Source organism: Paracidovorax wautersii (assembly GCF_031453675.1).
Classification (GTDB): Bacteria; Pseudomonadota; Gammaproteobacteria; order Burkholderiales; family Burkholderiaceae_C; genus Paracidovorax.
The window spans coordinates 4,201,304-4,222,249 of record NZ_JAVIZX010000001.1 but is presented as its reverse complement, the minus strand read 5'-3'; the positions used below and the strand labels follow the sequence as shown (position 1 = coordinate 4,222,249).

The following is a 20,946-nucleotide window of genomic DNA, read 5'->3' as shown; positions in this document are numbered from 1 at the left end:
CCAGGCCTTTGGAGCCACCGGGCGGGGCCGGTCGCAGTGCTTACAGCGAGTCGATGAAGCTGCGCAGCTTGTCGGAGCGGCTGGGGTGCTTGAGCTTGCGCAGCGCCTTGGCTTCGATCTGGCGGATGCGTTCGCGGGTCACGTCGAACTGCTTGCCCACTTCTTCCAGAGTGTGGTCGGTCGACATCTCGATACCGAAACGCATGCGCAGCACCTTGGCTTCACGCGGCGTCAGGCCGTCCAGGATGTCCTTCACCACGTCGCGCAGGCCGGCCTGCATGGCGGCATCGATGGGCGCGGTGTTGGCGCTGTCTTCGATGAAATCGCCCAGGTGGCTGTCGTCGTCGTCGCCGATCGGCGTTTCCATGGAGATCGGCTCCTTGGCGATCTTCATGATCTTGCGGATCTTGTCTTCCGGAATCTCCATTTTGGCCGCCAGGATGGATGCATCGGGTTCGAAGCCGAACTCCTGCAAGTGCTGGCGGCTGATGCGGTTCATCTTGTTGATCGTCTCGATCATGTGCACCGGGATCCGGATGGTGCGGGCTTGGTCGGCGATCGAGCGCGTGATGGCCTGGCGGATCCACCACGTGGCGTACGTGGAGAACTTGTAGCCGCGGCGGTATTCGAACTTGTCCACGGCCTTCATCAGGCCGATGTTGCCTTCCTGGATCAGGTCGAGGAACTGCAGGCCGCGGTTCGTGTACTTCTTGGCGATGGAGATCACGAGGCGCAGGTTGGCCTCGATCATTTCCTTCTTGGCATCGCGCGAGGTCGATTCGCCCTCGTTCATGCGCTTGTTGATGTCCTTGAGTTCCGTGAGCGGCACCACCACGCGGGACTGCAGATCCATCAGGCGCTGCTGCAGCTCCTGCACGGGCGGGATGTTGCGCTGCAGGACGGTGCTCCAGGGCTTGCCGGAAGCGGCCTGCTTCTCGACCCACTTGAGGTTCAGCAGGTTGGGCGGGAACTCCTTGATGAACACTTCCTGCGGCATGCCGCACTTGTCCACGATGATGCGGCGCAGCTCGCGCTCCTTCTTGCGCACGTCGTCCACCTGGCCGCGCACCATGTCGCACAGCTTCTCGATGGTCTTGGCGGTGAAGCGGATGGTCATCAGCTCGGCCGAGAGGGCCTGCTGCGCCTTCATGTACGCCGGAGTGCCGTAGCCTTCCTTGTCGTAGATCTTGTGCATCTTCTCGAAGAGCCCGCGCAGGTTGTCGAACCGGCGCAGCGCTTCGTTCTTCAGCTCTTCCAGCTTCTTGGTCAGGGCCTTGGAGCCGCCCTTGCCGTCGTCGTCGTCCTCTTCGTCGAATTCGTCGAAGTCTTCTTCGGCCACGTAGTCGTCGGCCTCGTTGGGGTTGGAGAAGCCGTCCACGATGGTGGAGATGACGACCTTGCCCTCACGGATCTCCTCGCCCATGGCCAGGATCTCGGCGATGGTGGCGGGCGATGCGGAGATCGCCTCCATCATGGCCATCAGGCCGCCTTCGATGCGCTTGGCGATCTCGATTTCGCCTTCGCGGGTCAGCAGTTCGACCGTGCCCATTTCGCGCATGTACATGCGGACCGGGTCGGTCGTGCGGCCGAATTCGCTGTCCACGGTGGACAGGGCGGCTTCGGCTTCTTCCTCGGCTTCTTCCACGGTAGTGGCCGTGGGCGTCACGTTGTTCTGGAACAGCGTTTCGGCATCCGGCGTCTGCTCGTACACGGCCACGCCCATGTCGTTGAGCATGGTGACCACGACTTCCATGGTCTCGGCATCGACCAGCTTGTCGGGCAAGTGGTCGGAGATTTCGACCTGCGTCAGGTAGCCGCGCGTCTTGCCCAGCGTGATCAGCTTCTTGAGCTGCGAGCGGCGCTTGGCCATGTCTTCTTCGGACAGGACGGTTTCGTCCAGGCCGAATTCCTTCATCAAGGCCCGTTCCTTGGCCTTGCTGATCTTCATGCGCAGCGGCTTGACCTTCTCTGCCGGGGCGGCAGCGGCGGCAGGGGTCTCGGCTTCGGCTTCGACCTCGCCTTCCAGATCCGACTCGATGTCGGACAGGTCGGTGTCGTCCGCGCCGTCGTCGCTGGCCGCAGCGGCCTTGGGCTTGCGGCCGCGCTTGGCGGGCGTCTTGGCGGCGGCGGTGGCGTCGCCTGCGGCCTTGGCCGGACGGCCGGGGCGCTTCTTGGGGGTCTCTTCTTCGGCAGCAGGCTCCGCCTTGGCGCGGGCGGGCTTCTTCTTCAGCAATTCATCGGCAGCTTTTTTCAGCTCGGCTTGGCTTTTCAACGACACGTTCTGGACTTTCTTGGCGGCTGGAGCCTTGGCAGCGGCTGCAGCCTTCGCAGGAGCGGCCTTGGCGGGGGCTTTGGCGGCGGTGGGGGGAGCGGCCTTCGCAGCAGTGCCTGGGGCGGACTTGGGCGACTTCGCGGACTTTTGAGCGGGCATGGACAACCTCAGGGTCAAAAACGGACACAAAGAAAACGCAAGCGCCTCAGCGTTCTGGCGCGGTGGCACGGCGCAGGCGCGGGGGCCTGTGCAGTCGAGGGGCAACCCTCAGGGGCAAGATGTCTGGGCGAACATTTGGAGTGCAGTCCTTGCGGTATGAAGGGCGGTTGTGCGTGTTTGTCACGGTTGCCCGGCCCGGAGGTGCTGCTGTCGCTCTTGCCGACAAACCCTACATTATACCGATCCGGCGGTTTTCAAGACTCAAGTTTCTGGCCGTTGTCAAGCAATGCCTTGCGCCGCACTTCCAATTCCTTGTAGCGCACCAGGGCCGCCGGGTCCTGGCTGGCGGCCAGCACCAGGATTTTTTGCTGCTGGTTGATGCTTTCCACCAGCATGCGGTTGAGCAGGCCCCGCAGTTCCCAGCGCAGTTCGGCCTCGTCGCCTTCGGTCTGGGCGTGGGAGCCGGTCATGACCCGCTCGGCCAGGGCCTCGCATTCATGGTCGCGCAGCGCCTCGCGCAGTACGGCCCAGGCCTGGGGGCCGTGCTCGTGGAACTGCCCTTCGAGCCAGGTGAAGAGCGGGCCGTGCGGCGTCGGCTGGGCGCACAGCGTGGCGTGGTCCTCGTGGGTGAGGTCTTCCAGGAATTCCATGTGCGACAGCAGCAGTCGGGCCGCATGGTCGGTACGGCTGGCGGCAGGGGTTCGGGGCAGCGGCGGCTGCGGGGGGCGCTCGTCCTTGCGCCACTTGCCCTTGCCCTTCCAGTCGCTTTTCCAGTCGCCCTTGCCCTTGCTGAAATTGCGCCGCTCGAAGCCGCCACCGCCGCCCGCAGGCAGGGCGTCCCCGGGTGGCAGCCAGGTGGATTCGTGTGCGGACATGCCCCAGGGCGGCTCGTCGGCGTACGGGTCGGGCTCGGCCAGGGCGGGCCGGGGCGCAGCGGCGGCCGGGGCGCTTCGGCCCCCGGGCTGGCGGGCCGCGTCCTGGGCGCTGGCGGCATTCCACAGCTCGGCCAGGTCCTTGGCATCGAGCTGGCCCAGGCTGGCCAATTCGGTCAGCAGCTGCCGGCGCAGCGCGCCGTCGGGCAGGGTCGTCCACAGCGGGCGGGCGTTGCTGAGCATGCGGGCGCGGCCTTCGGCGGTGGTGAGGTCGCAGTCCTCCCGGGCGGCCTCGATGAGGAAGCGGCTCAGCGGCATGGCTTCGGTCACGTGGCGCGCGAAGGCATCGGTGCCGTGGGCGCGGATGAAGCTGTCGGGGTCGTGCTCGGCCGGCAGAAAGAGAAACTTCACGCTGCGCGTGTCGGTGGCGTAGGGCAGGGCGCCGTCCAGCGCCTTGCGTGCGGCGCGCCGGCCGGCGCCGTCGCCGTCGAAGCTGAAGACCACGGTATCGGTAAAGCGGAACAGCTTGTGCACATGGTCGGCCGTGCAGGCCGTGCCCAGCGTGGCCACGGCATTGGGAAAACCGAGCTGGGCCAGGGCGACGACGTCCATGTAGCCCTCGGTGACGAGGGCGAAGCCGTGCTCGCGCACGGCGGTGCGCGCCTCGAACAGGCCGTAGAGTTCGCGGCCCTTGTGAAAGACCGGGGTTTCCGGCGAGTTGAGGTACTTGGGTTTCTCGTCCCCCAGCACGCGCCCGCCGTAGCCGATGCATTCGCCCTTGACGTTGCGGATGGGGAACATGATGCGGTCGCGGAAGCGGTCGTAGCGCTTGCCGCCGTCCTCGTCGTTCACGATCACCAGGCCGCTTTCCTCCAGCAGCGGGTCGTCGTACTGCGGAAACACGCTCGCCAGGCCGCGCCAGCCTTCGGGGGCGTAGCCCAGGCCGTAGCGCTTGGCGATGGCACCGGAGAGGCCCCGGCCCTTGAGGTATTCGATGGCGCGGGGCGCCTCCCGCAGGTGCTTGCGCCAGGACTCCCCGGCCTTCTCCAGCACGTCGGTCAGGGTGGCCTGCTTCTGCCGCTGGGCGTTGGCGCGTTCGCGTTCCTGGGGGGAGATGTTGTCGTCGGGCACCTGCAGGCCGACCTGCTGGGCCAGGTCGGTCACGGCCTCGATGAAGCCCATGCCGGCGTGGTCCATCAGGAAACCGATGGCGTTGCCGTTCTTGCCGCAGCCGAAGCAGTGATAGAACTGCTTGGAGGGGCTGACGCTGAACGAGGGCGACTTCTCCCCGTGGAAGGGGCACAGCCCCATGAAATTGGCGCCCCCCTTCTTGAGCTGCACGTAGCGGCCGACGATGTCGACCACGTCGACGCGCGAAAGCAACTCCTGGATGAACGACTGGGGGATGGCCACGCGGGTATTTTCGCCGATGCGCGGACCGTGGCTGGCTTGTAGGGCCGGACGCGGCGGTGTCCGGCAAACTGTGGCACGCTGCAGGACTGTTCCGTCGCCCCACCCATTGCGCCCCATGACTAACACCACCTTGCCCGTGCCCTCGATCTTCCACTTCGCCTTCAACGTGACCGACCTGGACGCGGCCCGCGCCTTCTACGGCGGCGTGCTGGGCTGCCGGGAGGGGCGCAGCACCGACACCTGGGTGGACTTCGATTTCTTCGGCCACCAGATCTCGATGCATCTGGGCGAGCCCTTCGCCACGGCCGCCACCGGCAAGGTCGGCAGCAAGATGGTGCCCATGCCGCACTTCGGCATCATCCTGCTGCTGCCGGAATGGAAGGCGCTGTCCGAGCGGCTGCAGCAGGCCGGCACGGACTTCGTGCTGGCACCGCAGGTGCGCTTCGAGGGCGAGCCCGGCGAGCAGTGGACGATGTTCTTCCGCGATCCCTTCGGCAACCCGATCGAGGTGAAGGGCTTCAAGACGGTCGAGGCGATCTACGCGGCCTGAGGCGCTTCCCTGGCGGGTTGATTGCTATATTAAGTATAGCTATATGCGCTTGCTGCATAAGCGCTGGAGGGCGTTTTTGCTTGAGTTCTGCCGGGCGCCTCGCCCGGGGCGCGTAGCGGCGCTGGCCGGGCCCGGCCAGGCGCGCCGCCCGCGCCGCCCGCGCCGGCCCCTGCCGTTGGGGTTTCACGCAGTGCGGCGCAGGGCAGGCCGCGCCTAAGAGCCTGTTCACGATCTCACAGGGGATCGCGTTGGAGCGCAATCGGGATGAGTGGATGCCTCGGATGCGCCGCATGGGCTCGTGCCCATGCAAGCATTCGAGGCGTTCAATCGCCCGATTTCGCTCCAACCCTTCGGGCAGTGGCCTTTGCGGGCGGTCTGCGGCGTTGCGGCGCTGGTGGATAGCCGAGCTATCCACAGCGCACCGCGCCTTGCACGCCATCCCGCAAAGACCGCTGCGCGACCCCTGAAGATCGTGAACAGGCTCTAAGATCCCGCCGATCCCGGCACGGGGCGCCATGGGGCCCTCGGCGCTTGCGACGCCCGAGGGATGCCAGTCCCCGCGGAGCCGGGACGACACCACCACCATCCCGGAGGAGACACCCATGAAGAAAAAGCGACCCCACCACCCCGTTGCCGCCACGGCTTGCGCCCTGCTGCTGGCGCTGTCCGCCGTGCCCGCCGCGGCCGATGTGTTCACCAAGGAGCAGCTCATCAAGGCCAACAAGGAGTCGGCCGGCGGCGGCAAGGGCACCTTGGTGGGCGAGTACGCCTTCACCCGCGACAAGGCGCTGAAGGACCATGCCATCAAGGAGATCAGCTGGCTCACGCTGGCGCCCGGCGACTCCATCGGCTACCACAAGCACACCACCAACGAGGACACCTACATCATCGTGTCCGGCCGCGGCAGCTTCAAGGACAAGGACGGTGCGGAGGTTCCGGTGAAGGCCGGCGACGTGACCATCGTGCGCAAGGGCGAGGCCCATGGCCTGACCAACACCGGCACCGAGCCGCTGGTGTTCGTGGACGTGATCGCCGAGCAGTAGCCCGGCGCGGCTGGCGCGCAGCAGGGTGTGCCGGCGGGCCGCGCACCCTAACGACAAAGAGCACCCGCGGGTGCTCTTTGTTCGATAGCTGCTTGCGCAGCAGCATCAGGCGCTTGAGGCCATTTGGGCTGGGTGTCAGTCCCCCATCACCACGCCTTCGCGGCGCGGGTCGGCGCCGCCCAGCCACATGGGCTCGCCGTGGATGTGGGCGCGGGTAAGGGCCTGCAGGCCGCTGGTCATGTTCATCTCGCGCACCTCGGCGCCGCGCTGGCGCAGGGATTCGACCGTGGCCGAGGTGAAGCGCTTTTCCTCCAGCAGCGTCGGGCCGCCCAGCGTGCCGAAGTTGGGCAGGTTGATGGCCTGCTGGGGCGTCAGGCCCCAGTGGAAGATGCCGTACAGCGTCTTGGCGGTGTAGTGGATGATCATCGCGCCGCCGGGGCTGCCGCCGCTCATCAGCAGCTCGCCCGTGGCCTTGTCGAACACCAGCGTGGGTGCCATGGACGAGCGCGGGCGCTTGCCGGGCTCGACCCGGTTGGCGATGGGCTGGCCGCTGGCGTCGCGCGGGGCGAGGCTGAAATCGGTCAGCTCGTTGTTGAGCAGAAAGCCCTTGACCATCTGGCGCGAGCCGAACTGGTCCTCGATGGTGGTCGTCATGGCGACCGCGTTGCCCTGGCCGTCCACGATGCTGATGTGGCTGGTGCCGTACTCCGGCTGCTCCGGCATGGGCGCGTAGGCCATGCGCTGGGCGCCGCGGGGCGTGCCGGGCTGGCCGGTCTTCATGCTCTGGGGGCCGATGAGCTTGGCGCGCTTGGCGAGGTAGGCCGGGTCCACCAGACTCTTCCAGCTGCCGGCGGGCGGCTGTACGAAGTCCGGGTCGGCCACGTACAGGGCGCGGTCGGCAAAGGCCAGGCGGGCCGCCTCGTTGTACAGATAGAGCCAATCGGCGCTCGGCACCTGGCCCAGCGGGTCCTGCGCGCCGCCGGGGCCTTCCTGCAGCGGCAGCGCGGTGGCGTCGGTGTTCTTCAGGATGCCGAGGATCTGCGCCACGGCGATGGCCCCGGAGCTGGGCGGCGGAAAGCCGCACAGCTGAAAGTCCTTGGCGCCCAGCTGGTAGTCGGAGCACAGCGCGTCGCGCTTCTTGGGCTGGTAGCCGGCCAGGTCGGCCAGCGTGAGCGTGCCGGGGTTGGTGGGATGGCGCTGCACCTTGGCGACGATGGCCTCGGCCACGTCGCCCTCCAGCAGCGCCTTGGAGCCGCGGCGGGCAATGCCCCGGAGCACGTCGGCCAGCTCGGGGTTCTTCAGCACGTGGCCCACGGGCCAGGGCTGGCCGGCGGCGTCGTAGAAGTAGGCGCGGGCGGCCGGGTCCTGCTTCAGGTACTTCTCGCTGGCCAGCAGGGTGTGCAGCCGGGCGCTCACCTTGAAGCCGTTCTCGGCCAGCTGGATGGCGGGCTGCATCAGGGCCGACCAGGCCAGCTTGCCGTGCTCCTTGTGGGCCTGCTCCAGCATGCGCACCGTGCCGGGCACGCCCACTGAACGGCCGCCCACCACGGCATCGTGGAAGGCCATGGGCTTGCCGTCGGCCTGGAGGAAGAGGTTCTCGGTGGCGCCGCGCGGAGCCGTCTCGCGGCCGTCGTAGGCCTCCACCTTGCTGCCCGCCGCATGCAGCAGGAAGGCCCCGCCGCCGATGCCGCTGGACTGCGGCTCCACCAGCGTCAGCACCATCTGCACCGCGATGGCGGCGTCCACCGCCGTGCCGCCCGCCTTGAGCACCTGGTAGCCGGCGTCGGTGGCCAGGTGGTTGGCGGCCGCCACGGCGAAGCGCTTGGTCGCCCAGCCCGGCTTCTCCGTGTAGCCGGACGAGCCTTCGGGCTGGTCCGGCACCGTGTAGTCGAAATGCGGTCCGCTGGCGCAGGCCGTGAGCACCACGGCCGCCGCGATGGCGGCCCAGCGTGCGCGGGAGAGGTTCTGGGTCATGGGAGTCTCCGTCCGGATGGGGGAAGGTGCATCGTAGTGCGCGGGCCCGGTGGCGGGGGCTGTTTACGCCGGCCGGGCGGCTGCGCTCAGGGCTTCTGGGCCGGGGGCAGGGCGGCATCGCTGCGGGGCACGGCGTCGGCCGGGGCGCGCACCTGGGGCAGGCAATCGGGAAATTCGCGCTGGATGTAGGTGACCAGGCCCTCCCGCACGCGGCAACGCAGGTCGAAGGCGAGGCCCGACGAGCGGGCCGAGACCAGCACCCGGATCTGGATGGTGCGCTCGGTCACGTCGGTGAGCTGCAGCACCTTCACGCGCTTGTCCCATTCGGGCGCGGTCTCCAGGATGCGGTCCAGCTCGGCGCGCAGCGGGTCCAGCGGCAGCCGGTAGTCGGCATACAAAAAAACCGTGCCCAGGATCTCGGAGCTGGTGCGCGTCCAGTTCTGGAACGGGTTCTCGATGAACCACTGCAGCGGAATGATCAGGCGGCGCTCGTCCCAGATGCGCAGCACCACATAGGTGCCGGTGATCTCTTCCACGCGGCCCCATTCGCCTTCGATGATGAGCACGTCGTCGATGCGGATGGGCTGGGCCAGCGCGATCTGCAGCCCGGCGATCATGTTGCTGAACACCGGCCGCGCCGCGATGCCGGCCACCAGGCCGACCACGCCGGCCGACGCCAGCAGGCTGGCGCCCACCTGCCGTGCGCCGGGAAACGTCATGAGCATGAGCGACAGGCCGGCCATGAACACGCCCGTCATGGCCGTGCGGGCCAGGACCCGGGCCTGCGTGGCGATGCGGCGGGCCTGCAGGTTGTCTTCCACATCGGCGGGGTGCCGCGCGATCACCCCGTTGGCCAGCCCGCGGATGGCCCGCATCAGCAGCCAGGTGGCGCAGGCGATCACGGCCAGGCCATTGAGGTGGCGCACGCTGTCGATGTAGCGCTGCTCGTTCGCGGCGGCCTGCCACACCAGCTGCAGGGCGACCAGGGGCAGAAACACGCGCATGACCGGTATGCAGGACCGCACGATGGCGTGCAGCAGCGGCGTGGAGCGCGTGGCCCGCAGCGCCACCACGACGGCGATGCGATGCAAGAGCGCGGCTGCGGTGACGGCGATCAGCGCCGCCAGGGCGGTGGCCAGCCAGGGAGACAGTTGCAGGGGGTCTAGATCGATCATGGGTTGGGAGCGGCCAGGCGGTGGCGGTAGGGGCGGTGCATCCCCGGTGCCATGCGCGCCGCCGCGCAGCGCGCCCGCGTACGGGTGCGGTGGGTTGAAGACAAGGCGGTTGCTGCAGCAGGGTAAACGGCGGCGTCACGCCCGCGTGTGGGAATTCGTCCCGCATCGCGCCATGCCGGCCTTGCTTGCAAACGCCTTGCGATCTCGCAACAAAAAGCGCCAAATTCGTTACGTTTTGACATACTGTGCGTTTTCGCCTGCCTGCTCCAGCGCCCGGCTGCGGTGTCAGCCTGCCGTTTGCAGCGCGGTCGAGAATCCACATGATTGCAGTACCCACACCACGCGTTCCGCCGTCGGCGGAGCAGCGTCCACCGCCATCGTAGGGAGCAGGATGAAGCGGCACAGGCACTATCACCATCACCCGGCAGGCCCTGCAGCGGCTGCCATCGCGCCGCGCAGGGCGGCTGCGCGGCCGGAGGCACGGCCGTGAGTCAGCGCTCGGGGCGCAGCCTGTCCTCGCTGCTGGAGCGCATCGGCGACCGGGGCGCCCACCGCTGGCGCGGCATGCTGGTGGTGGTGCTCGTCGCGCTCGCCGGCGCCTGGGCCGTGGTGGAGGGCTTGGCCCACCTGCGCGCGGCGGACCGTGCCCGCGAGCGGACCCAGATCCTGCAGCGCACTGCCGACAACCTCATCGGCCTGACCACCGGCGGGCCCATGCTGGGCGCGGTGACGCTCATGGGACTGAGCGAGCCGGCTCTGAAGGATGTGGCCCTGGGCCGCCTGCCGCCGCAGGCGCCGGAAGCGCTGGCGCGCATGGGCGTGGCGCGCGGGCGCTTCCTGGTCAACGCGGTCTACGTGCTCTCGGCCGATGGAACCGTGGTGGCGCACGACACGGCGGACACGGCGGCCATAGGGCAGAACCTGGCCTTCCGGCCGTACTTCCGCCAGGCCATGGCGGGGGCCGTGAACGTGTATGCCGCCGTGGGCACCAACACGCTGGAGCGCGGCCTGTACCACGCGGCCCCCTTGTACGAGGGCGACAGCCCGGCCAGCAACATCATCGGCGCGGTGCTGCTGAAGGTGGCGTTCGACGCGTACGACGCCATGCTCGGGCGCGTGGGCCATCCCATGCTGCTGCTGTCTCCGCAGGGCGTAGCCTTTGCGTCCACGCGGCCGGAATGGCAGTACGCCATGGAGCCTCCCCTCACGCAGGAGCGCATCGACGCGGTGCGGCAACTGCGGCAGTTCGGTCGGCATTTCGACAACGGCGTGGCCTCGGCGCTGCCCTTCCTGCGCGACTCGCGCGAGGCCGTGATCGACGGCGTGACCTATGCGCTGGACCGGCACGACATCGACTGGCAGGACCCGGGCGGCGCCTGGCAGCTGGTGATGCTGGACGACGTCAGTGTGCTGATGCCGGCGGCCCAGCGCTGGCAGGTGGGCGGCGCGGCCTTCGCGCTGCTGGCCCTGCTCGGCGGCATGGTGCTGGACATCCTGCGCAACCGCCGGCGCATGCAGGTGGCGATGGAGCGTTTCCAGGTGCTGGGCGCTGCTCTGGAGAGCAGTCCGGTGTCGGTGGTGATCACCGACGCCCAGGGGCGCATCGACTGGGTGAATGCGCAGTACGAACGCAAGACCGGCTACACGCTGGACGAGGTGCGCGGCCGCAAGCCCGCGGTGGTGGCCAGCGGGCAGACGCCCACCGCCACGTACCACGATATGTGGTCCCACCTCATTGCCGGGCGCTCCTGGCAGGGGCGCTTTCTCAACCGCAGCAAGGACGGCACGCTCTACCACGACGAAGCCATCCTTTCACCCGTGTACGACGGACGCGGCCGGTGCATCGCCATCGTGGGGCTGCACGAGGATGCCTCGGCCCGCATCAAGGAGGCCAAGGAGCGCGAGCAGCGCGAACGCCTGCTCAACGAGCTGCTGGAGCAGCAGACGGCCATCTTCGACAACGCGCCGCCGATCGTTCTGGTGTGCGACGGCGTGTTCCGGCAGTTCAACCCGGCCTTCACCGAGCTGGTGCGCACCACGGCGTCGCGCCTGCTGGGCGCGCGCTGGCAGACGCTGTTCGGGGACGATGCCGCGCATGCGGCTTTTCTGGAGCGCGTGCAGGGCGCGCTGGCGGCCGGCCTGCCGGTGCGCGAGAGCGCCACGCTGCTGCGCCAGGACGGATCGCCCTGCGAGGTGCGCATGGCGGGCCGCAGCCTCAAGATGGAAGGCTGCCAGGCGGCCTCGCTGTGGGTGATCGAGGACGTGACCGACCAGCGCCTGCTGGAGCGGCAGGTGGCCGAGCAGCTGGTCTTCCAGCAGGCCCTGGTGGACGCCATTCCGGTGCCGCTCTTCTACAAGGGTGCGGACGGCCGCTACATCGGCTTCAACCGCGCCTACGAGCAGGCCTTCGGCGTGCAGCGCGACGCGCTCATCGGCAAGACCGTGCTCGACCTGGGCTTCCTGCCCGACGCCGACCGCGAGCAGTTCGAGGGCGACACCGACCAGGCCCTGGCCAGCGAGCAGTTCGTGCACCGGGAGGTCGATCTGCCCTATGCCGACGGCGAGGTGCACCACACGCTGTTCTGGCTGCACGGCTTCGCCAAGCCCGATGGCACGCCGGGCGGCGCCATCGGCACCTTCGTGGACATCACCGACCGCAAGCGCGCCGAGCAGGAGCTGCTGCGCGCCAAGGAGCTGGCGGAGGAGACGGCGGCGCTCAAGTCCAACTTCCTGGCCAACATGAGCCACGAGATCCGCACGCCGATGAACGCCATCATCGGCCTGTCGCACCTGGCGCTCAAGTCAGGGCTGGACCCCCGCCAGAGCGACTACGTCGCCAAGATCCAGCAGGCCGGCCAGCACCTCCTGGGCGTGATCAACGACATCCTGGATTTCTCCAAGATCGAGGCCGGCAAGCTCATCGTCGAGAAGCAGCCCTTCGTGTTGGACCGGGTGCTGGAGGGCGTGGCCGACGTGGTCGGCTACAAGGCCGGGGCCAAGGGCCTGGAACTGGTGCTTGACGTGGCGGCCGACGTGCCGCCGCACCTCGTGGGCGATTCGCTGCGGCTCGGGCAGATCCTCATCAACTTCGCCAACAACGCCATCAAGTTCACGGAGCGTGGCGAGGTGCATGTGCGCGTGCGGCTGGCCGAAGCCGCCGGCCCGCGCGTGGTGCTGCGCTTCGAGGTGCGCGACACCGGCATCGGCGTGGGGCCGGAGCAGCTGCCGCGCCTGTTCCAGAGCTTCCAGCAGGCGGACACCTCCACCACGCGCCGCTACGGCGGCACAGGGCTGGGGCTGGCCATCTGCAAGAGCCTGGCCGAGCTCATGGGCGGCGAGGTCGGCGTGGAGAGCACCCTGGGCCAGGGCTCCACCTTCTGGGTGACGCTGCCGCTGGAGCGCAGCGAGGTGGCCCGTCCCCAGGTACCGCAGGCCGGCCTGCGCGAGCGCCGCGTGCTGGTGGTGGACGACAACCACACGGCGGCCAGCGTGCTGGCCGACATGCTGCACGCCATGGGCTTCGAAGTGACCCAGGCCCACGGCGGCGAGCGGGCGCTCGCCCTGCTGCGCGAGGCCACGCAGGAGCACAGCGCCTACGGCCTGCTGCTGCTGGACTGGCAGATGCCCGACATGGACGGCATCGAGCTGGCGCGCCGCATCCGCGACATGGGGCTGGACCATGTGCCCCAGATGCTCATGGTCACCGCCTACGGGCGCGAGGAGGTCCTGCACGCGGCCCGCGCCGAGGGCATCGAGACGGTGCTGGTCAAGCCCGTCAGCGCCTCGGTGCTGCACGATACGCTGATGCAGCCGCTGGAGCATGGCTGGATGCCGGGGCATGCCCGTCTGGTGGCACCCGTTCCCTGCGTGCTGCCGCAGGCGCTGCGCGGTGCGCGGGTGCTGCTGGTGGAGGACAACGAGCTCAACCAGCTCGTGGCGGTGGAACTGCTGCGCGACGCGGGGTTCATCGTAGACGTGGCCGAGAACGGCCTGGTGGCGCTGCAGCGCATCGCCGCGCAGCGCTACGACGCGGTGCTGATGGACATGCAGATGCCCGTGATGGATGGCGAGGCGGCGACGCGCAAGCTGCGCGCCGACCCGCGCCACGCCGATCTGCCCGTCATCGCCATGACCGCCAATGCCATGGAGGCCGACCGCCAGCGCTGCTTTGCCGCCGGAATGAACGACCACGTGGCCAAGCCGATCGATCCGCCGGTGCTGTGGGCGGCGCTGACGCGCTGGATCCGCACGCCGGCCCAAGGGCAGGGCGGCGCCCCGGCCGCGCTTGCTGGGCCGGCCTCCAGCGGGTTTCTGCAGGCCACGGCAGGGCTGGCGGCCGAGGCCGCGGCCTCGCTGGAGCCGCCCGGCGACGTGCCGGGCCTGGACCCGGCGCTGGGCCTGCAGCGCGCGCTGGGCAAGCCCGCGCTGTACGCCAGCATGCTGCGCCGCTTCGTCCAGGGGCAGCGCAATGTCGATGCCGAACTGGCCGAGGCGCTGGCCTCGGGCGATCTGGCGCTGGCCGAGCGCCTGGCGCACACGCTGCGCTCGGTGGCCGCCAACGTGGGAGCGCAGCCGCTGTCCGAGCATGCCCATGCCCTGGAGCAGGCCTTGCGCGAACGCCAGCCACCCCAGGCCTTGCGGCCGCTGCAGCAGGCACTCGGCCGCGCGCTGGCGGCCATCGTGCAGGGCATCGACGTCTGGGTGCGGAAGGTGGACGCCGCCGGGCAGGGCGCTGCCGCAGGCGCATCCGCAGCCACGGATGCGGCTGCCGCCGAGGGCGCGCTCGCGCACCTTCGCACGCTGCTGCGCACCGACGATCCCGCGGCGGTGGACTATCTGCAGCAGCAGCGGCCGCTGTTCCTGCGCTTGCTGGGCGGCGGCTACGAAGCGCTGGAGAAGAACACGTGGGGCTTCGAGTTCGAGCGGGCGCTGGCCCAGCTGGACGCGCTCCGCGACGCTGCGCCCGGCGGCGGCGCACCCCCCGGCCCCTGAGCGCAACGACCCGAAGAGCCCCTCTGGCAGGAATTCCCATGGACCCCTCTCGCACCGCCCTCGATCCTTCGCCCACCTACGTGGAGCGGCCCGTCGCCACCGTGCTGGTGGTGGACGACACGCCCGACAACCTCACGCTCATGGGCAGCCTGCTGCGCGACCACTACCAGGTCAAGGTGGCCAACAGCGGCGAGAAGGCCCTGAAGATCGCCCAGTCCGACAGCCCGCCCGACCTGATCCTGCTCGACATCATGATGCCTGGACTCGATGGGCACGAGGTCTGCCGCCAGCTCAAGGCCCGGGCGTCCACGCGCGACATTCCGGTGATCTTCCTCACGGCCCGCTCCAACCCCGACGACGAACGCGAGGGCCTGGCCCTGGGCGCCGTGGACTACATCACCAAGCCCATCAGCCCGCCCATCCTGCTGGCGCGCGTGAACACCCACCTGGCGCTGAAGGCCACCGCCGACTTCCTGCGCGACAAGAGCGCCTACCTGGAGCGCGAGGTGGCCCTGCGCACGCTGGAGGTGCAGGCCATCCAGGACGTGACCATCATGGCCATGACCTCCCTGGCCGAGACGCGCGACAACGAGACGGGCAACCACATCCGGCGCACGCAGCTGTACGTGAAGACGCTGGCCGAACATCTGCGCGCGCACCCGCGCTTCGAGTACCTGCTCAACGACCGCATGATCGAGCTGCTGTACAAGTCCGCGCCGCTGCACGACATCGGCAAGATCGGCATTCCGGACAGCATCCTGCTCAAGCCGGGCAAGCTCACGGTGGAGGAGTTCGAGGTCATGAAGACCCACACCACGCTCGGCCGCAATGCCATCCAGGAGGCCGAGCGGCGCCTGGGGATGCGCGTGGCCTTCCTCAGCGTGGCCAAGGAGATCGCCTACAGCCACCAGGAGAAGTGGGACGGCACGGGCTACCCGGAAGGGCTGGCCGGCGAGGCCATTCCCCTCTCGGCGCGGCTCATGGCCCTGGCGGATGTGTACGACGCGCTGATCAGCCGGCGGGTCTACAAGCCGCCGTTCTCGCACGAGCAGGCCTGTGGGATCATCGTGAAGGGCCGCGGCAGCCACTTCGATCCGGACATGGTGGACGCCTTCGTCGAGCTGTCCAGCGACTTCCGCGACATCGCCCTGAAGTACCCCGATCCGGACTGACGCAAGCCGTTGGTGGTGCGCCGCCGCTCCGCCGTCCCTGCCGCGTGGGGGATGCGGGCCGGGATCAGGCGAGCGCTGGCTTGAACCCTGCGGCCTCGGGCGCTGGAGGCGCAATGATGGCGGCGGCGGACCGCCACCCGGGCGCCGTCAGCGGGCCCGCCGGCGCAGCCGGTACGTGCCGGCCCAGCTCCGCAAGCGGCCCGGCGGCCCTCCCTATGCTACTGAAAATATAGCTCGCTGCGCTTGTCGCCAAACGATTTCAAATAGAAAACTATTTGAAACCCTTGCTAGGCAAGCGCAAGCTGCTCTCTTTTTTATTCAGCTGCCGGCGCTGCCGCGGCACCGGAGACCGGCACGTCGAGGTTGTCCGCAGCCTGCCGCACGGCCGCCTTGTCGCCGGCGCTGGCGAACTTGCTGTACTTGGACAGGACGGGCACCAGCTGGCCGTAGATGCGCGGCGTGCCGGCCAGGCATTCGCGCTGCTCCATGAAGTCGGCCTCGCCCGTGAAGTTGCCCACCAGGCCACCGGCTTCGGTCACCAGCAGCGAGCCGGCGGCCACGTCCCAGATCGACAGGCCGGTTTCGAAGAAGCCTTCGGTGAAGCCGGCGGCCACGTAGGCCAGGTCGAGCGCGGCGGCGCCGGGGCGGCGCAGGCCGGCCGTGCGCTGCATCACGTCGGCCATGATGTTCAGGTAGTTCTTGAAGTTGTCGCCCGGGCGGAACGGGAAGCCCGTGGAGATCAGGCTTTCGCGCAGCTGGGTGCGCTTGGACACGCGGATGCGGCGCTCGTTCAGGTAGGCGCCGCGGCCCTTGGTGGCGGTGAACAGGTCGTTGCGGGTGGGGTCGTACACCACGGCCTGCTCGACCTTGCCGCGCACGGCCAGGGCGATGCTCACGCAGTACACGGGGAAGCCGTGGATGAAGTTGGTGGTGCCGTCCAGCGGGTCGATGATCCAGACGAACTCCGAATCCTTGGCGCCGTATTCGTTGCCCGATTCCTCGGCCAGGATGCCGTGGCCGGGGTAGGCCGTCAGCAGCGTTTCGATGATGGCCTGCTCGCTGGCATGGTCCACTTCGGTCACAAAGTCGTTGATCTGCTTTTGCGAGATCCGCACGGATTCCACGTCCAGCGCAGCGCGGTTGATGATGGCGCCGGCGGCGCGTGCGGCCTTGATGGCCACGTTGAGCATGGGATGCAGATTGGAGGACGACATGTGGATTGTGATGAAGGAGCGGGGCCCGCGGCGGGCAGGAAGGCGCCCGGCGATGCGGGCGCGAAAGGCGGGATTTTACCCGCGCCGGCCGGAACGCGCAGGCGGCGGTCTGCCGGGCGCCCCGGTCGGCGGCTGTCGGCCCTGGCACATCGGCCACCGGCGCCTGCCGAGCGGTGACGGCTTGCGGCGACAATCGCGGGTTCGCTCCGCACCGTTGCCCGCCATGAAAACCCGCTTCATCCTGATCCAGACCAGCCATGCCGGCAACGTGGGCGCCGCCGCGCGGGCCATGAAGACCATGGGCTTCGACGACCTGGTGCTGGTGGCGCCGCGCTGGGCCAATGTGCTGCGGCGCGAGGAGACCATCCAGCGCGCCAGCGGCGCCCTGGACGTGCTGGAGAACGCGCGCATCGTCGCCACGCTGGACGAAGCGCTCGATGGCATGAGCCACCTGTGCGCCACGGCGATGACGCCGCGCGATTTCGGCCCGCCCACACGGGCCCCGCGTGCGCATTTCGAGTGGCTCATGGGCCCGCAACGTGCCGCGCAGGCTGCGCAGGCCACGCAGGCGGGACAGCCCCCGGCAGACGGTGCGGTCCAGACGCCCGAAGGCGCGGCCACTGGCGCCGAGGCCGGCGTGGCGTTTCTGTTCGGCTCCGAGCGCTTCGGCATGGCCAACGAGGACGTCTACCGATGCCACGTGGCGCTGTCGATTCCCACCAACCCCGGCTTCGGCTCGCTGAACCTGGGCGCGGCGATCCAGGTCGTGGCCTATGAATGGCGCATGGCACTCGGTGGCTTCGCGGCGGCCGATGCGGCCCCGGCAGACGCTGCGCCGCTGGCGCCCGTGCGCGCCGATGCAGCCCAGGTGGCGGGCATGCTGTCGCACTGGGAGCGCGCGCTGGTGGACATCGGCTTTCTCGACCCGGCCGCACCCAAGAAGCTCATGCCGCGCCTGAACCAGCTGTTCAACCGCGCCCAGCTGATGCCCGAAGAGATCCACATCCTGCGCGGCGTGGCCAAGGCCATGACCGAAGCGGCGCACGGCCGGCCCGGTGCCGCCGCCCCTGCGCAGCCGCAGGCCGAGGCGCCGGCTTCCGGACCGTGACGCTGCCGGCGGCGCCGCCTGCGTTCGCCGACACCCGCCGCCGCTCGCTTCGCCCGCGCCGCAGTGGCCGCCCCGCAGGCAGGCCTTCGCCACCCGCGCAAAGCGCGCCGCGCCGGCAGGCGATAGACTGCTCGGCTCTTTTTCCGTAGACATCACCACCCGCCCCATGCTTGCCCGCCTGCGATCCGACATCCAGTGCATCCTCGACCGCGACCCGGCTGCCCGCAGCACCTGGGAGGTCGTCACCTGCTATCCGGGCCTGCATGCGATCTGGCTGCACCGCCCGGCCCACTGGTGCTGGGGCCACGGCCTGAAGTGGCTGGGCCGCTTCATCTCGCACTTCTCGCGCTGGCTCACGGGCATCGAGATCCACCCGGGCGCCAAGATCGGCGAGCGCGTGTTCTTCGACCACGCCATGGGCGTGGTGGTGGGCGAGACGGCCGAGATCGGCGACGGCTGCACCATCTACCAGGGCGTCACGCTGGGCGGCACCTCGCTGTACAAGGGCGCCAAGCGCCATCCCACGCTGGGCAAGGACGTGGTGGTAAGCGCCGGCGCCAAGGTGCTGGGCGGCTTCGAGGTGGGCGACGGCGCCAAGATCGGCAGCAACGCCGTGGTCATCAAGCCCGTGCCCGCCGGCGCCACGGCGGTGGGCATTCCGGCGCGCATCATCCCGTCCAGGCAGGGGCAGAGCGCCGACGTGACGGAACCCCAGCAGGCGCGACCGTTCACGGCCTACGGCATCACGCAGGAAGACGATCCGCTGTCGCAGGCCATGCGCGGGCTGATCGACAACGCCTCGTCGCAGGAGCACCAGATCACGCTGCTGTGGCAGGCGATCGAGAAGCTCTCCGCCACCTCGCAGCAGGCGCGCGACTGCGTGCCTGGTGACGCGGCGCTCGAAGGCCAGTTCGAGGCCCGCAAGCTCAACGAGCTGGTGGGCAAGTAGGCTGGCGGCCTGATGCTCTTCTATTGATAGCTGGTTGCGCTTGTCCGTAGGGCGCTGCAGGCCATTTTGACCCCACTATTTCGAACCAGGGCCGCATTCCGGCGGGCCGCCCGGTGGTTGCTGGATCGGCGGTACGATCACCCATGAGAAAAACTTTTCAGCTGAACCTCGAAGGCAAGCAGCGGGACCGGCTCCTGGACGCCGCGCGCCACGACATCCACCGCTACCTGCGCCGCGAACGCCGCCGCGCACCGCCTGCCGGCTTCGATACCTGGGCCTTCGACTGTCGCTTCGGCGCCTCGCAGGCCGACGCCCAGCCCGTGGCGGTCGAGGACATCAAATCCCGCATCGACGAGGCGGCAGGCAGTGGCGCCGCGCAGTTCTACGTCGAGATCCTGGCGCGGCCCGCGCTGCGCAGCGAGCGGCCTGCCGGTGGGCAGGGCAGCGGTGCCGATGGGGTGGACGACGCATCGGATGGCGCCGATGGCTCGGACGGTGGCGGCGACGGCGACTGAGCCGTTGGCCGGCGCGGGTCGCCGGTAGTCCCGGTCCTCGCGGGCAGGTACGCCCGCAGTCCTTCAGAGCGCCCCGCTGCGCCTGCCGGGCCCGCGCGCGGCGGCGGCCCCGTCAATCCGCCGTCGACGGGCCGCTGGCCGGTGTGGAGGGATTGGAGGGCGAACCGCCGCCCTCGGCCGCCTGGGCCGCGGCAGCGGCAGCCCGCAGCTTGTCCTTCTTGCTCGGCCGTTTGCCCTTGATGCCGCCCGTGCCCGGCGGCTGGTTGCCCACGGGCGGGGGCGGCACATCCTGGGGCTCGAAGCCCGCCACCTCTTCCAGCGGCAACTGCAGGCCCTGGCGCTTGGCGATGTGCTCGAAGTGCGCGCGCGTCTCGGCCGTGACGAAGCTCACCGCCAGACCGCGTTCGCCCGCGCGGCCCGTGCGCCCGATGCGGTGCACGTAATCGGCCGGCGCGCGGGGCAGGTCGTACTGCACCACCGCCGGCAATTGCGCGATGTCCAACCCGCGTGCCGCCAGATCGGTGGTCACCACCACCTGCCAGCGCTCGTCCTTGAACTCCTGCAGCACCTGCGTGCGCGCGCCCTGGCTCAGCCCGCCGTGGAAGGGCGATGCGTAGATGCCTGCCTGGTAGAGCTTTTCGGCCACATGCTCGGCCGCGTACTGCGTGGCCACGAACACCAGCACGCGCGACCAGCCTTCCTGCTGCACCAGATGGCGCAGCAGCTGCGTGCGGCGCCGTGCGTCCACGGCGATGGCGCGCTGCAGGATGTCCGGGGCCGTTTCGGGCGCATCGGGCACGGCGATGCGCACGGGGTCGCGCAGCAGGCCTTCGGCCAAAGCGGCCACACCTTGGGGGAACGTGGCCGAGAACAGCAGGTTCTGGCGCCGCGCCGGCAGCAGGGCCAGCACGCGCTGCAACTCGTCGGCAAAGCCCAGGTCGAGCAGGCGGTCGGCCTCGTCCAGCACCAGCATCTGCACGGCCGACAGGTCCACGGCGTTGTGCGCCACCAAGTCCAGCAGGCGGCCGGGCGTGGCCACCACCACGTCGGCGCCGCCGCGCAGCGCCATCATCTGCGGGTTGATCGACACGCCGCCGAAGGCCACCGCGATCTTCAGCCGCTGCGGCTGCAATGCGGCGGCCAGGCCGCGCAGCACCTCGCCCACCTGGGCCGCCAGTTCGCGCGTGGGCGCCAGCACCAGCGCCTGTACGCGCCGCGGACCCTGGCCCGGCGCTGCGGCGGTGGCCGCGGGCAGCACGGCCTGCAGCAACGGCAGGCCGAAGGCGGCCGTCTTGCCCGATCCGGTCTGCGCGCAGCCCAGCACGTCGGCCCCGCGCAGCACGGCGGGAATGGCCTCGGCCTGGATGGGCGTGGGCGCGGAAAAGCCCATCTGGCCGGCAGCGTGGACAAGGGCAGGGGAGAGGCCGAGGGCGGAAAAGGGCATGGAGGCGGCGCGGTGCGCAAGAAGGAATGCAGTCCGCGATTGTGCGGCAGTGGCGCGGGCGCGTGCCGGGTGCACGGGATAATGGCGCGTCGTC

13 protein-coding genes are annotated in these 20,946 nt (G+C 69.4%); 7 read left to right on the top strand and 6 right to left on the bottom strand.

Annotation, left to right across the window (positions count from 1 at the left end):
* Positions 1–40 precede the first annotated feature (40 nt).
* Both rpoD and dnaG read right to left on the bottom strand, forming a co-directional pair.
* Entirely contained in the window at positions 41–2,431 is a 2,391-nt protein-coding gene (gene rpoD, locus QE399_RS19000; protein ID WP_309831234.1) for an RNA polymerase sigma factor RpoD, read from the bottom strand.
* 254 nt (positions 2,432–2,685) lie between these two features.
* Positions 2,686–4,716, bottom strand: coding sequence for a DNA primase (dnaG, locus tag QE399_RS18995; protein ID WP_309831232.1), 2,031 nt, complete (start codon positions 4,714–4,716; stop codon positions 2,686–2,688).
* 115 nt (positions 4,717–4,831) lie between these two features.
* On the opposite strand from dnaG, the gene QE399_RS18990 reads away from it, so the two are divergent.
* Positions 4,832–5,266, top strand: a complete 435-nt coding sequence (locus QE399_RS18990) for a VOC family protein (RefSeq protein WP_405043948.1) — start codon at positions 4,832–4,834, stop codon at positions 5,264–5,266.
* A gap of 602 nt (positions 5,267–5,868) precedes the next feature.
* Positions 5,869–6,309: a cupin domain-containing protein gene (locus tag QE399_RS18985; RefSeq protein ID WP_309831230.1), complete on the top strand. Its 441-nt coding sequence runs from the start codon at positions 5,869–5,871 to the stop codon at positions 6,307–6,309.
* 135 nt (positions 6,310–6,444) lie between these two features.
* On the opposite strand, the gene QE399_RS18980 is transcribed toward QE399_RS18985, so the two are convergent.
* Both QE399_RS18980 and QE399_RS18975 read right to left on the bottom strand, forming a co-directional pair.
* Complete coding sequence (locus QE399_RS18980) at positions 6,445–8,283, bottom strand: gamma-glutamyltransferase family protein (protein WP_309831228.1); 1,839 nt, start codon at positions 8,281–8,283, stop codon at positions 6,445–6,447.
* Positions 8,284–8,369: 86 nt separating this feature from the next.
* Positions 8,370–9,458, bottom strand: coding sequence for a mechanosensitive ion channel family protein (locus QE399_RS18975; protein WP_309831227.1), 1,089 nt, complete (start codon positions 9,456–9,458; stop codon positions 8,370–8,372).
* Positions 9,459–10,022: 564 nt separating this feature from the next.
* Here QE399_RS18975 and QE399_RS18970 point away from each other — a divergent pair.
* Together QE399_RS18970 and QE399_RS18965 are read left to right on the top strand one after the other, a co-directional pair.
* Complete coding sequence (locus QE399_RS18970; protein WP_309832194.1) at positions 10,023–14,450, top strand: response regulator; 4,428 nt, start codon at positions 10,023–10,025, stop codon at positions 14,448–14,450.
* Positions 14,451–14,488: 38 nt separating this feature from the next.
* On the top strand, positions 14,489–15,622 hold the full coding sequence (locus QE399_RS18965; protein WP_309831225.1) for a response regulator: 1,134 nt from the start codon (positions 14,489–14,491) through the stop codon (positions 15,620–15,622).
* Positions 15,623–15,936: 314 nt separating this feature from the next.
* Here QE399_RS18965 and QE399_RS18960 read toward each other — a convergent pair whose 3' ends face one another.
* The gene (locus tag QE399_RS18960; protein WP_309831223.1) at positions 15,937–16,836 is read right to left on the bottom strand and encodes an inositol monophosphatase family protein; all 900 of its coding nucleotides are present in this window, start codon (positions 16,834–16,836) and stop codon (positions 15,937–15,939) included.
* A 223-nt stretch (positions 16,837–17,059) separates the two neighbouring features.
* Between QE399_RS18960 and QE399_RS18955 the strand changes: the two genes are divergently transcribed.
* The 3 genes from QE399_RS18955 to QE399_RS18945 all read left to right on the top strand — a co-directional run bounded on the left by QE399_RS18955 (position 17,060) and on the right by QE399_RS18945 (position 19,408).
* Positions 17,060–17,944: an RNA methyltransferase gene (locus QE399_RS18955; RefSeq protein WP_309831221.1), complete on the top strand. Its 885-nt coding sequence runs from the start codon at positions 17,060–17,062 to the stop codon at positions 17,942–17,944.
* A 166-nt stretch (positions 17,945–18,110) separates the two neighbouring features.
* Entirely contained in the window at positions 18,111–18,893 is a 783-nt protein-coding gene (gene cysE / locus QE399_RS18950) for a serine O-acetyltransferase (protein ID WP_309831219.1), read from the top strand.
* Between the two features lie 143 nt (positions 18,894–19,036).
* Positions 19,037–19,408, top strand: coding sequence for a DUF6172 family protein (locus QE399_RS18945; protein ID WP_309831217.1), 372 nt, complete (start codon positions 19,037–19,039; stop codon positions 19,406–19,408).
* Positions 19,409–19,520: 112 nt separating this feature from the next.
* On the opposite strand, the gene QE399_RS18940 is transcribed toward QE399_RS18945, so the two are convergent.
* Positions 19,521–20,852 (bottom strand): DEAD/DEAH box helicase, encoded by a 1,332-nt coding sequence (locus tag QE399_RS18940; RefSeq protein WP_309831215.1) that lies wholly within the window; start codon positions 20,850–20,852, stop codon positions 19,521–19,523.
* Positions 20,853–20,946: the final 94 nt, after the last annotated feature.

Bases quoted from the DNA above. Each gene is read 5' to 3' on its own strand.
- rpoD (WP_309831234.1), bottom strand. From the start codon at position 2,431: ATGCCCGCTCAAAAGTCCGCGAAGTCGCCCAAGTCCGCCCCAGGCACT.
- QE399_RS18990 (WP_405043948.1), top strand. From the start codon at position 4,832: ATGACTAACACCACCTTGCCCGTGCCCTCGATCTTCCACTTCGCCTTC.
- QE399_RS18985 (WP_309831230.1), top strand. From the start codon at position 5,869: ATGAAGAAAAAGCGACCCCACCACCCCGTTGCCGCCACGGCTTGCGCC.
- QE399_RS18980 (WP_309831228.1), bottom strand. From the start codon at position 8,283: ATGACCCAGAACCTCTCCCGCGCACGCTGGGCCGCCATCGCGGCGGCC.
- QE399_RS18975 (WP_309831227.1), bottom strand. From the start codon at position 9,458: ATGATCGATCTAGACCCCCTGCAACTGTCTCCCTGGCTGGCCACCGCC.
- QE399_RS18970 (WP_309832194.1), top strand. From the start codon at position 10,023: ATGCTGGTGGTGGTGCTCGTCGCGCTCGCCGGCGCCTGGGCCGTGGTG.
- QE399_RS18965 (WP_309831225.1), top strand. From the start codon at position 14,489: ATGGACCCCTCTCGCACCGCCCTCGATCCTTCGCCCACCTACGTGGAG.
- QE399_RS18960 (WP_309831223.1), bottom strand. From the start codon at position 16,836: ATGTCGTCCTCCAATCTGCATCCCATGCTCAACGTGGCCATCAAGGCC.
- QE399_RS18955 (WP_309831221.1), top strand. From the start codon at position 17,060: ATGAAAACCCGCTTCATCCTGATCCAGACCAGCCATGCCGGCAACGTG.
- cysE (WP_309831219.1), top strand. From the start codon at position 18,111: ATGCTTGCCCGCCTGCGATCCGACATCCAGTGCATCCTCGACCGCGAC.
- QE399_RS18945 (WP_309831217.1), top strand. From the start codon at position 19,037: ATGAGAAAAACTTTTCAGCTGAACCTCGAAGGCAAGCAGCGGGACCGG.
- QE399_RS18940 (WP_309831215.1), bottom strand. From the start codon at position 20,852: ATGCCCTTTTCCGCCCTCGGCCTCTCCCCTGCCCTTGTCCACGCTGCC.